Raw genomic sequence first — 10921 nt, 5'->3', positions numbered from 1 at the left:
GGGGGCGGGCAGGCCCCCGGCCGTCTTTCGGTGCGTCAGCGGGGGCGCCGGTCGGCGCTGTCCCCTCGGCGGTGGTTCACAGGGTCGCGGTGGTTCCCGCGCCGGACGCGCTGCCCGCGAGCCACTGGGACCAGTCCACGTTGAAGTCGGCGTAGCCGTTGTCGGCGGGGGCCTTGCCGCGGGGGGAGCCGGTGATCGTGACGGGGTCGCCCTGCTTGACCTGGCCGTAGAACCACTTGGCGTCCGACATGGACAGGTGGACGCAGCCGTGCGAGCCGCGTGCGCTGCCGCTGCCCGGGTAGGGGTCGCCGGTCGAGTAGTGCACGTAGGTGCCGGACTGGGTCAGGTGGACGTCCCAGGGCAGCGTCAGGTCGTAGAAGTTGGGGCTGCCCTTGTCACAGCTGATCCCGACGCTGCAGGAGGTCATGTGGACCTTCTCCTGCTTGTCGATGACGGCCATCGTGCCGTCCCACGTCGGGTACTGGGCGCTGCCCGCGTTGATCGACAGGGTGCGCAGCGTCTTGCCGTTGCGGGTCACCTTCATGGTGTGGCCGGTCACCGAGACGTCGGCACGCACGTCGTCGCCGACCGTGAAGGTGTGCGTGTAGCTGTGCACGCCGTAGCGCCCGTTGCCGTTGCTGACGCCCGTCATGTCGGCGTCGATGCGCACCTTGGTACCGGAGGGCCAGTAGGTCTTCGGCCGCCAGTCGGCACGCTTGTCGCCCATCCAGTGCCAGGCACCCTCCACCGCCTGCGAGGCGCTGACCTTCATGTGCTTCTCGACGGTCGCCCTCGCCTTCTCCGCCACCGGGTTCGTGAAGATCACCGAGATCGGCATGGCCACGCCGACCGTGGTGCCGGTCTGCGGGGTGATCGTGTCCAGCAGCATCGGCGGTCCCGCCGGCTTGGTGGGCGAGGGCGAGGCGCTCGCGCTCGGCTTCTGCGACGCCTTCGCGTCCTGCCCGCCCGCGGTGTCGCTGCCCCCGCCGCAGGCGCTCACGCCCACCAGCATCGCGACTGTCACGAGTGCGATTCCTATGCCGCCCTTGCGCCGTCCCACGCCCTGCCTCACTTTTCTCGCTCTTTTCGCTCTACGGTCCCGAAGTCCCCCACTTTCTGTGGGACTCCGTCGGCACGGGTCCGGGTTCCGCGTGGCGCGTAAAGCATGGATCAAGAATCGCCCTGCGGACGCGGACCGGTGGGTCCCCGGGTGCCCCAGGTGTGCGACGGCGCACTTTCCGAACGATTCGCGCCACCCCGCGCTCCCGTAATGCTTCATCACCCCGTCCCGAAGATCCCACGGTCAGGTCCGCGCGCTGTGGATCGATCGCCGCGACCCGGGTCGTACCTCTGGCGGACCGCGCCCGCGCCGGGGACCATGGCGCCCAGCTCACCCCACGTCGACGCGCGCGATGCCGCGTCCCGGACGACCGGCGCCACCCTCTCCCCGCACGCGGTCCGTCGCACGCCGGGCCCGGGCCCCCAGCAGGAGGTGCCGAAATGTCTCACGACGTCCCCGAGTTACCCGCGGCCCAGTCCTCGTACGACCGTCCGCTCCCCAGTTGGTCGAACGGCCGGGATCCGGTCGGTGTCCTCGCGCGCAGTCCGCGCTCCGGTGCCCACCGTACGCTGCGCCTGCTGCGGCGTGCGTACCGGTGGCACCGGCGGGTGGCGGCCATCACCGCTCTCGGATACTTCGTCGTCTTCCTCACCCTGACCGTCAAGGCCCCGTCCCTGATGGCCCGTCCCGGCCCCGGCGATCTGCCGACCGGGCTGGTCCTGGCCCTGGCCCAGATCCCCGTCACCTGGCTGGCCGTCCTCCTCCACGAAGCCGCGGCGCGCAGGTTCGTCGATCCGCTCGCGCGCCGGGCCCGCAGCCAGGCGCGGGTGTCCGGACCGGATCGGGAGCAGGCTCCGTGACCGGGTTCAGCGGTCCCGCCCAGTCCTGGTCCCTCGTCGCGTTCTGCTCGGTCGTCGCGCTCACCCTGCTGCTGTGCGTGCTCACCGGGCCGGAGGCGGACGACCTCGCCGAGTTCTACACCGGTTACCGGTCCCTGTCTCCGCTGCGCAACGGGCTGGCCGTCGCCGGTGACTACATCTCCGCCGCCACCGTCCTCACCATCGGAGGGATCATCGCCCTGTGCGGCTTCGACGGGATCGTCCTGGCCCTCAGCGCCCTGCTGTCCCTGCTGTTGCTGATGTTCCTGCTGGCCGAACCCCTGCACAACACCGGCCGTTTCACCATGGGCGACGCGCTGGCCCACCGTCATCCGGCGCGCTCGGTGCGCGTGACGGCCTGTCTGGTCACGCTCGCCGCGCTCGTGCCGATGATGGTCGTGCAGCTCGCCGGGGTCGGGGAACTCCTGGCGTACGTCCTCGGGTTCGACGACCCGGCCATGAAGGAAGGGTGCGTGGCCGGGGCCGGCGTCCTCATGATCAGTTACGCGGCGCTGGGCGGGATGCCCGGCACCGCGCTGGTCCAGATCTTCAAGACGGTGGCCCTGCTCGGCTCCGGGCTGGTCGTGAGCTTCCTGCTGCTGCGGATGTTCCACTGGCAGCCGCAGGCCCTGTTCCACGCGGCAGCCCGGCGCAGCGGGGCCGGGCCCGCCTATCTGACCTGGGGCCTGCAGTACTCCAGCAGTCCGCATCCCGCGCTCGACATGGCCAGCACCCAGTGCGCCGTGGTGCTGGGCGGTGCCTGCCTGCCCCACGTCACCATGCGGATGTACACCGCGGGCACCCCGCGCCAGGTCCGCCGGGCGATGTCCTGGGCGGTCTCCTCGGTGACCCTGTTCATCCTGATGCTGACGCTGATCTGCACCGGAGCGACCGCGCTGGTCGGTCACGACCGCATCGCCGCCGCCGACGCGCACGGCACGACCGCCTACCTCCTGGGTGCCCGCGCCGCGTTCGGGACGACCCTGTCGCGGCCGGAGAGCCTGTTGTTCGCCACCGTCACCACCGCCGTCTTCCTCACCCTGCTCGCCTCGGTCGCGAGCATGACCCTCGCCTGCGCCAACACCCTCGCCCACGACCTGACCGCGTCCCGTGCCACTCCCCCGGCACCGCCCAGGGAACTCGCCATCGCCCGGGGCAGCGCCCTGCTCGTGGGGGTCCCCACCGTCGTACTGGCCGTCCTCGCCCAGCACCGCAGCCTCCAGCCGCTGGCGACGATCTCCTTCACCCTCGGGGCGTCCGCGATCGCCCCGGCGCTGCTCTACAGCCTCTTCTGGCGCCGCTACACCCGCAAGGCGCTGCTGGCCACCCTCGTGGTGGGTTCCCTGAGCGTCCTGGCCCTGACCCCGGGCACCACCCTGGTCTCCGGGACACCGCTGTCCGCCTTCCCCGAAGCGGACTTCGCCTGGTTCCCCTACAACACGCCGGCCCTCGTCTCCGTGCCCGCGGGCTTCCTCGCCGGCTGGCTCACCACCGTGCTGTCCGGCCGGCGGGCCACCGACCGCGAACGCAGCCGCTACGAAGCCCACGAACACCACCTCCTCACCGGCACTCCCCCGGGCCCCTCGTCCTAGTGCCGCGGCGCCAGGTCCGCCGGACAGCCGGGCTCCGGGGCGGGGCCCGGCGCAGCCGTCACTGGTTGCTGAAGGCCGCGTCGAAGGACGCCTTCGGGGTGGGCCACAGCAGCGACCGTACGAAGGTCACCGCCTCGGCGGCGCCGTGCAGGCGGTCCATGCCCGCGTCTTCCCATTCGATCGAGACGGGGCCGGTGTAGCCGATGGACTCCAGGGCGCGGAAGGCGTCCTCCCAGGGCACGTCCCCGTGCCCGGTGGAGACGAAGTCCCAGCCGCGGCGCGGGTCGCCCCACGGCTGGTGCGAGCCGAGGACCCCGGCGCGCCCGTTGCGCGGGCGCAGCCGGGTGTCCTTGCAGTCGACGTGGTAGATGCGGTCCTTGAAGTCGGTGATGAACCCGACCGGGTCGATGTTCTGCCACATCATGTGGCTGGGATCCCAGTTGAAGCCGAAGGCCTCGCGGTGGCCGATCGCCTCCAGGGCGCGGACGCTGGTCCAGTAGTCGTAGGCGATCTCGCCGGGGTGCACCTCGTGGGCGAAGCGCACTCCCTGCGCGTCGAACACGTCGAGGATCGGGTTCCAGCGGGTGGCGAAGTCCTCGTAGCCCGCGTCGATGACGGCCGCGGGGACCGGCGGGAACATGGCGACGTAGGGCCAGATGGCGGAGCCCGTGAAGCCGACGACGGTGTCGACGCCGAGTTTGCGGGCCACCCGTGCCGCCCGCTTCATGTCCTCGGCGGCGCGCTGCCTGACCCCTTCCGCGTCGCCGTCGCCCCAGACGTAGGGCCGCAGGATGGCCTGGTGGCGGAAGTCGATGGGGGCGTCGCAGACCGCCTGGCCCGCGAGGTGGTTGGAGATGGCGAAGACCTTGAGGCCGTGCCGGTCGAGGATCTCCAGGCGGGAGGCCACGTAGGCGTCGTCCTCGTCGGCGCGCCGGAGGTCCAGGTGGTCTCCCGAGGCGGCGATCTCCAGGCCGTCGTAGCCCCACTGGGCGGCGAGCCGGGCGACCTCCTCGAAGGGGAGGTCGGCCCACTGTCCGGTGAACAGGGTGACGGGGTGGGTGGCTTCGGTCATGCGGGGTCCTCGGTCTCGGGGGCGGTCTCGATCCAGGCGCCGCGTTGGGCGGCGGAGGCCAGTACGGCCTCGGTGAGGCGGGCGGCACGCAGTCCGTCCGCGAACGTCGGCAGCCCTTCGGGGTGTTCGCCCCGGACAGCGCTGTGCACGTCGGTGACGAACGCCGTGAAGGCGTCCTGGTAGCCGAGGGCGTGTCCGGGCGGCAGCACCGACAGGCGGGCGGAGTCGGGGGCGGCGGTGGCGGGGTCGCGCAGGAGCAGCTGTGATCCTTCGCGGCTGCCGATCCACAGTTCCTCGGGGCGTTCCTGTTCGAAGCGCACGCTTCGGCGGGTGCCGTGGAGTTCGAGGGTGAGGCCGTTCTTGCGGCCGGGGGCCAGTTGGCTGACGAGCAGGGTGCCGAGCGCTCCGTCGCCGAGTTCCACGAGGAGCGCGGCGACGTCCTCGTTGGTGACCTCGGTGTCGCCTCGCCGGCCGAAGACGGTGCGGGTGCGGGCGGCGAGGCGCTGGATGCGCTGTCCGGAGACGAACTCCACCAGGTCGCACAGGTGGGAGCCGATGTCGGCGAACGCCCGGGAGGCGCCGCCGGCCTGCGGGTCGGCGCGCCAGTTGGTGTCGCCGGCCTCCAGGAGCCAGTCCTGGAGGTAGGCGGCGTCCAGGGTGAGGACGGTGCCGAGCCGTCCGTCCGCCACGAGGGCGCGGGCCTGACGTGCCATCGGGTGGTAGCGGTACACGAAGGGAACCGCGGCGACCCGGCCGGCCTCGCGGGCGGCGCGGACCAGTACTTCGGCGTCCGCCACCGTGGTCGCCAGGGGTTTCTCACAGATGACGTGGGCGCCCGCGGCCAGCGCCGCCAGGGTGTGCTCGGTGTGCAGGCGGTTGGGGCTGCACACGTGGACGATGTCGAGGTCGCCGGCCGCCGCGAGGCTCCCGGCGTCGGCCTCGGGCCGCTCGACACCGAGGTCCCGTGCGGCCTGCTCGCCGCGTTCGGGCGTGGAACTCGCCAGGGCGGCCAGGTGCGCACCGGCGGCCCGGCTCGCCCGGGTGTGCACGGCCGCCATGAAGCCACCACCGATGAACCCGGCACGCAGGGGGCCCGCGGGGAGCGGACGCGACTGAACCGAACCGGGGTGCGCCGCGGAGTCGGCGGGGCCGGAGCGGGCCGGGACCGGGTGCGGTGGGGCGGTGTGGGGCGGGCCCGGGTGGTGGGGAGCGGAGTTCGGGGGGCCGGTGGGCCTGGGGTCGGTCACAGAGTGGCTCCGTAGGGGTCGCGGTCCTCGGGGACGAGGGGTATCTCGGGGGCCGCGCTGCCGATGCGGACCGTCTCGCCGGAGGTGACGGCGTCGTCGATGGACATCATGGTGTCCAGGACGTGGTACCCGAGGTCCCCGGTGGCGATGTGCGGGTGCCCCCCGCGGATGGCCCGTGCCATGTCCAGGACGCCGAGGCCACGCCCACCCTCGACCCCGACGAGCGGGACGGTCGACCACTCCGGGTCCCCGCCCCCCTGCGGCACCCGAGTGATCCTGACCTCGCCGGCGAAGGTGTTGGGGTCGGGCAGCACCAGTGTGCCCTCGGAACCGGTGATCTCGACGAACCCGGTGCGGGTGAGCGGGGAGTCGAAGCTGAACACGCTCTGACCGACACCGCCGCCCTCGAACTGGGTGAGCGCGGAGACGTGGGTGGGTACGTCGACGGTGAACTCGGTGCCCGCGCGCTCCCCGCTGCGCACCGTACGGACCGCGCGGGCGGTCGAGCCGAGCGCGGCGACCCGGGAGACCGAGCCGAACAGGCAGACGAGGGCGGTGAGGTAGTAGGGGCCCATGTCGAAGAGGGGGCCGGCGCCCCTGGCGAAGAGGAACTCGGGGTTCGGGTGCCACTGGTCGGGGCCCGCGTACTGCATGACGGTCTGCGCGGACAGCGGGGTGCCGATGTCGCCGCGGGCGACGGCCCGCAGGGCGGTCTGGAGGCCGGGCCCGAGGATCGTGTCGGGGGCGACTCCGACCCGCAGGCCGGCCGCGGCCGCCTGGTCGAGCAGGGCGCGGGCGTCGGCCCGGTCCACCGCGATGGGCTTCTCGGACCAGACGTGCCTGCCCGCGGCGAGAATCGCCGAACTGACCTCGGCGTGCACGGCGGGCACGGTCAGGTTGACGATGATCTCGGTGTCGGGGTGCGCGAGGACGTCCGCGGCCGTTCCCCACTCCGCGACACCGTACGTACGGGCCTGGTGCTCGGCGCGGGCGGTGTCGAGGTCGCCCACGACGGCCACGTGCAGGTCGGGGAAGCGGGTGAGGCTGGTCAGGTACTGGTCGCTGATGTTGCCGGCGCCGATGACCCCGACGCCGACCGGACGGTGTGCCGTCATCAGGCGATGCCCTTCCCGTTCAGGTAGGAGACGCCCGTCGCGATGCCCTCGAAGATGTCGCCGTCGTAGTGGTCGAACTCGATGACGGCGTACTCGGCGTGGGGGGCCGCGTCCAGCGCGGCGGCCAGCGGGATCTGCCCCCGGCCCGCCGCCACCTGGTGGGTGTCCGCGGGGTCGAAGGGGGCGCCCGAGGTGAACGGGTCGTCGATGACGGGTCCGTCCTTGATGTGCAGGGCGCGTACCCGGGACCCCAGTCGGCCGAGGAGCGCGACGACGTCGTTGCCGCCGGCCGCGGCCCAGAACAGGTCGATCTCCAGGGCGACTTCCGGGTTCAGGAGGTCTGCGAAGCGGTCGAAGGCGTTGACTCCGCCGACGGTGTGCGCGAACTCCTGGGAGTGGTTGTGGTAGCCGACCCGCAGTCCGTGCTCGGCGGCGCGTTCCGCGGCCTCGTTCAGCAGGGCGGCGGTGCGGGCGATCTCCTTCTCGTCGGCCCAGCGGGAGGCCGGCACGAACGGGTCGAAGAGGATCTCCACGCCCAGTCGCCGGGCGGCCCGGAACGTGTCGTCGAGGCCGGGTGCGGACGCGCCGTCCGGCGACAGGAAACCGGCGTGTCCGGTCCGTGCGGTCAGGCCGTGCCGGGCGAGCGCGTCGGCGAGTTCGTCGGCGCGGTGCACGAAGCCGAAGGCCTCGACGTTGGTCAGTCCCAGGGCTGCCAGACGGCCGAGGGCGGCGTCTTCGTCGGCTTCCAGGGCCTGGCGTACGGAGTAGAGCTGAACCGACAACTGCGGTGTCGACAAGGGGGACTCCTCTCATGGCGGACGGCCGGGAACAGAATACCGACAGGGCTGACGGTTTCTAGGGGTCGTTAGCATCTCGTTCATGGCAAGGGAAACGGCGCGGCCGGGGGCGGCCCCACGGAACTACCCCAAGGGGGAGCGTCGGCGCGCCCAGATCATCGAGGCCGCGTTCGCCGCGTTCGGGCAGGTGGGCTACCGCAACGCGAGCATGGTCCAGCTCGCCGCCGCCTGCGGTGTCTCGCGCGCCGGGCTGCTGCACCACTTCCCGACCAAGGAGTCGCTGCTGGAGGCGGTCCTGGAGGCACGCGACCGCCAGGACGGGGAGCACTTCCTGGAGTCGGGCGCGCTCAGCCAGGACGGTCTGGCGTACTTCGCCGGCATGCTCAGGCTCGTCGCGCACAACCAGGCCAACCCCCTCATCGTGAGCCTGTTCGCGGTGCTGTCCAGCGAGGCCACCGCGTCGGACCACCCGGCACGGCCGTACTTCGTCGAACGCTACGCACGGACCCGCGCCGAGATGCAGTCGGCCGTCGACGACCTGGCACGGCGCGGGCTGCTGCGCCCGCACGCGGACGCGTCGCGGCTGGCGGCGGATCTGGTCGCGTTCATCGACGGCCTGCAGATCCAGTGGCTGCTCAGCCCGGACGTGATCGACATGCCGGAGCACCTGCGCACGATGCTGCGCAGCTTCATCACCGTGGAACTCCCCTAGCCTTCCGCTCGTCGCGACGTGACCGGATGGTCTACCGAAGGGTCTGATCGGCGTGGATGTGTACGAGGCGGTGGACAGCCGTCGGGCGGTACGGGCGTTCAGCGACCGGCCGGTGCCCCGGGAGGTGCTCGAACGGGTGCTGGCGGGGGCGGCGCGGGCGCCGTCGAGCGGGAACCTCCAGCCCTGGCATCTGTACGTGGTGTCCGGCGAGCCGCTGGCCGAGCTGAAGCGGCAGGCCACGGCCAGGGCGCTGGCGGGCGACCCGGGCGACGAGCGGGAGTACCCGATGTACCCCGCCGACCTGGCCGCGCCGTACCGGGACCGCTTCGCCGCCGCGGCCGCGCAGCGGTACGCCGCGCTCGGCGTCGAACGCCACGACCCCGACCGGCCGGTGAAGATCGCCGCGTTGAACTCGGGGGCGTTCGGGGCGCCGGTGGTGCTGTTCTGCTACCTCGACCGGACGGTGGGCCCGGGACAGTGGACGGACGCCGGGATGTACCTGCAGACGGTCATGCTGCTGCTGAGAGCGGAAGGGCTGCACAGCTGCCCGCAGGTGATGTGGACCATGTACCACAGGACGGTCGGCCGACTGGCCGGGGCCGCGGACGGACTCGTGCTGCTCTGCGGGGTCGCGGTGGGCTTCGAGCAGACAGGTGCGCCTCAACTGCGCACGGACCGGGCGGACATGACGGAAACGGTGACCTTCGTAGGGTCGTGATGGCGGGCCCGTGAGCTCCGCCGGAGGGCTGTGTCGTGCCGACCGGGGTACGAAGGCGACGAAGGGGTGCTCTTCCTGCTGCCGCAGGACCTCTCGGCCCGGGACGGGCGGACGGGCGACCGGCTCCGCGTCTCCCTGCCGGCACGCCGGGACGTTCTCGTGAACGGTCTGAAGAAGCGAGCCTCGTCGTCGCCGCGCCCGCGCATCCGGCGGCCTGACCGGCCTCCGACGCCCGCTCACACTCCGAAGAGCCGTGCCGCGTTGTCGTGGCACACCGCGCGGAGCCACTCCGGTCCCAGGTCCAGGCGCTCCAGCGCCTGCAGTTGGTGCACGTACGGATAAGGGATGTTGGGGAAGTCGGAGCCGAGCAGGACGCGGTCGCCCAGGGCGGCGACCCTGGGCAGGGCTCGGGGCGGGAAGGGCATGAACCGCTCGGTGAAGTCGGTGAACGCCATCGTCGTGTCCAGCCGCACCTCCTCGTACCGTTCGGCGAGGCCGAGGAACTCCTCGTACTCGGGCATGCCCAGGTGCGCGACGATCAGCCGCAGCCGCGGATGCCTCGCCAGTACCCGTGCGATCGGCCCGGGGCCGGTGTGTTGGCCGGGTGCGGGGCCCGAGCCGCAGTGGATCACCACGGGGATCCCGGCGTCCGCCAGCAACGCCCAGGTCGCGTCGAGGAGTTCGTCTTCCGGGTCGTACGCACCCACCTGTACGTGTGCCTTGAACACCCGGGCGCCCGCTTCGACGGCCTCGCGCACGTAGGTCTCGACACCGGGCTCGGGGAAGAGCGTCGCGGTGTGCAGGCAGTCCGGGGTGCGGCCGGCGAAGTCGGCGGCCCAGGCGTTCAGCCAGGTCGCCATGCCTGGCTTGTGCGGATAGAGCATCGAGGTGAAGGCACGGACGCCGAACTCCTTCAACAGGGCGGCCCGTTCCTCCTCGGCCCTGCGGTAGGTGATCGGCCACTGCAGGCCACCGACCAGTGGACCGTTGGTGTCGAAGTAGTTCCAGACCTTGTGCAGGACGCGCTCGGGCATGAAGTGCGTGTGGACGTCGATCAGTGCCGGAAGGCCGAGCCGCTCCCGGAAGCGGCGGATCTCGGCGGCCTCCGCCTCCGAGGCCCCGTCACTCACGGGAGTGTGCCGGGCAGCGTCGGCCGAGGCCGTTCGGTGATCGTTCATACCGCCCACGATCGGTGCCGGAACGCGACGCGTCCAGCCCCTTCCGGCCGGACGCGGTCCTCAGGACAGGTAGCCCTCCACCTCCGACGCGGGACGGACGTTCGCCTCGCCGGGGTCCTGTCCCGCCTCGATCCTGGCCCGGCGCTGCCGGAGCAGGTCCCAGCACCGGTCCAGCTCGGTCTCCAGGCGGGCCAGTCGCTCGTGCTCGGTCGGCTCGTCGATCTCCTGCCGCGCCAGACGGTCACGCAGGTCCTTCTCCTCGCCGATCATCTCGGTGATGTGACCGAAGATCTCCCGCTCGGCCTCGGCTTCTGACCGTGTCATGACTGCCCCTCTCCGGACGACGCGACGGCACCCCGTTCCCCTCCCTACCTTCTCGCACCCCGGCCTCGAACGCATCGGCCGACGGCGGCGGCACGGAGTACGGTTGCCCGCGGACCGAGGGAAAGCGGTTGCTGCGAGGCCGGGTCAGGGACACCACAAGGGAGGATCACCACCGATGGGGTCCACGTCGGAACGGCCGCTCGACCACCGCTACCGGGGCGAACACCC

General features: G+C 72.0%; 11 protein-coding genes. 4 read left to right on the top strand and 7 right to left on the bottom strand.

What is annotated here, in order from left to right; translation table 11 throughout:
• Window positions 1–76: 76 nt before the first annotated feature.
• Complete coding sequence (locus ABZ646_RS29545; RefSeq protein WP_360525307.1) at window positions 77–1012, bottom strand: L,D-transpeptidase; 936 nt, start codon at window positions 1010–1012, stop codon at window positions 77–79.
• 488 nt (window positions 1013–1500) lie between these two features.
• Between ABZ646_RS29545 and ABZ646_RS29540 the strand changes: the two genes are divergently transcribed.
• On the top strand, window positions 1501–1920 hold the full coding sequence (locus ABZ646_RS29540; protein WP_360525305.1) for a DUF485 domain-containing protein: 420 nt from the start codon (window positions 1501–1503) through the stop codon (window positions 1918–1920).
• Window positions 1917–3530, top strand: a complete 1614-nt coding sequence (locus ABZ646_RS29535) for a cation acetate symporter (RefSeq protein ID WP_360525301.1) — start codon at window positions 1917–1919, stop codon at window positions 3528–3530. The genes ABZ646_RS29540 and ABZ646_RS29535 overlap by 4 nt, the downstream gene beginning before the upstream one ends.
• A gap of 58 nt (window positions 3531–3588) precedes the next feature.
• Here the strand turns inward: ABZ646_RS29535 and ABZ646_RS29530 are convergent, their stop codons facing one another.
• Genes ABZ646_RS29530 through ABZ646_RS29515 form a run of 4 tightly spaced genes read right to left on the bottom strand, consistent with a single transcriptional unit; the run spans window position 3589 to window position 7761 of the window.
• Complete coding sequence (locus ABZ646_RS29530; protein WP_360525298.1) at window positions 3589–4602, bottom strand: sugar phosphate isomerase/epimerase; 1014 nt, start codon at window positions 4600–4602, stop codon at window positions 3589–3591.
• Window positions 4599–5849, bottom strand: coding sequence for a Gfo/Idh/MocA family oxidoreductase (locus ABZ646_RS29525; protein ID WP_360525295.1), 1251 nt, complete (start codon window positions 5847–5849; stop codon window positions 4599–4601). Before ABZ646_RS29525 ends, ABZ646_RS29530 begins: the two co-directional genes overlap by 4 nt.
• Window positions 5846–6964: a Gfo/Idh/MocA family oxidoreductase gene (locus ABZ646_RS29520; RefSeq protein WP_360525292.1), complete on the bottom strand. Its 1119-nt coding sequence runs from the start codon at window positions 6962–6964 to the stop codon at window positions 5846–5848. Before ABZ646_RS29520 ends, ABZ646_RS29525 begins: the two co-directional genes overlap by 4 nt.
• Window positions 6964–7761 carry a sugar phosphate isomerase/epimerase gene (locus tag ABZ646_RS29515; protein ID WP_360525289.1) on the bottom strand — a complete coding sequence of 266 codons (798 nt, stop codon included), beginning with the start codon at window positions 7759–7761 and terminating at the stop codon, window positions 6964–6966. Before ABZ646_RS29515 ends, ABZ646_RS29520 begins: the two co-directional genes overlap by 1 nt.
• 82 nt (window positions 7762–7843) lie before the next feature.
• Here ABZ646_RS29515 and ABZ646_RS29510 point away from each other — a divergent pair, with 82 nt between their 5' ends.
• Entirely contained in the window at window positions 7844–8473 is a 630-nt protein-coding gene (locus ABZ646_RS29510; protein ID WP_360525286.1) for a TetR/AcrR family transcriptional regulator, read from the top strand.
• A gap of 52 nt (window positions 8474–8525) precedes the next feature.
• Window positions 8526–9191 (top strand): nitroreductase, encoded by a 666-nt coding sequence (locus tag ABZ646_RS29505; protein ID WP_360525283.1) that lies wholly within the window; start codon window positions 8526–8528, stop codon window positions 9189–9191.
• Between the two features lie 236 nt (window positions 9192–9427).
• Here ABZ646_RS29505 and ABZ646_RS29500 read toward each other — a convergent pair whose 3' ends face one another.
• Together ABZ646_RS29500 and ABZ646_RS29495 are read right to left on the bottom strand one after the other, a co-directional pair.
• The gene (locus tag ABZ646_RS29500; protein ID WP_360525280.1) at window positions 9428–10369 is read right to left on the bottom strand and encodes an amidohydrolase family protein; all 942 of its coding nucleotides are present in this window, start codon (window positions 10367–10369) and stop codon (window positions 9428–9430) included.
• Window positions 10370–10429: 60 nt separating this feature from the next.
• Window positions 10430–10693, bottom strand: coding sequence for a DUF2630 family protein (locus ABZ646_RS29495; RefSeq protein WP_360525277.1), 264 nt, complete (start codon window positions 10691–10693; stop codon window positions 10430–10432).
• Window positions 10694–10921 lie beyond the last annotated feature (228 nt).

It is taken from the genome of Streptomyces sp. NPDC007162 (genome assembly GCF_040634175.1).
Classification (GTDB): domain Bacteria; phylum Actinomycetota; class Actinomycetes; order Streptomycetales; family Streptomycetaceae; genus Streptomyces.
This window is presented reverse-complemented; position numbering and strand designations above follow the sequence as displayed.

Excerpts from the sequence above, each read along its gene's own strand:
- ABZ646_RS29545 (WP_360525307.1), bottom strand. The coding sequence starts at position 1,012 with ATGCTGGTGGGCGTGAGCGCCTGCGGCGGGGGCAGCGACACCGCGGGC.
- ABZ646_RS29540 (WP_360525305.1), top strand. The coding sequence starts at position 1,501 with ATGTCTCACGACGTCCCCGAGTTACCCGCGGCCCAGTCCTCGTACGAC.
- ABZ646_RS29530 (WP_360525298.1), bottom strand. The coding sequence starts at position 4,602 with ATGACCGAAGCCACCCACCCCGTCACCCTGTTCACCGGACAGTGGGCC.
- ABZ646_RS29520 (WP_360525292.1), bottom strand. The coding sequence starts at position 6,964 with ATGACGGCACACCGTCCGGTCGGCGTCGGGGTCATCGGCGCCGGCAAC.
- ABZ646_RS29510 (WP_360525286.1), top strand. The coding sequence starts at position 7,844 with ATGGCAAGGGAAACGGCGCGGCCGGGGGCGGCCCCACGGAACTACCCC.
- ABZ646_RS29500 (WP_360525280.1), bottom strand. The coding sequence starts at position 10,369 with ATGAACGATCACCGAACGGCCTCGGCCGACGCTGCCCGGCACACTCCC.
- ABZ646_RS29495 (WP_360525277.1), bottom strand. The coding sequence starts at position 10,693 with ATGACACGGTCAGAAGCCGAGGCCGAGCGGGAGATCTTCGGTCACATC.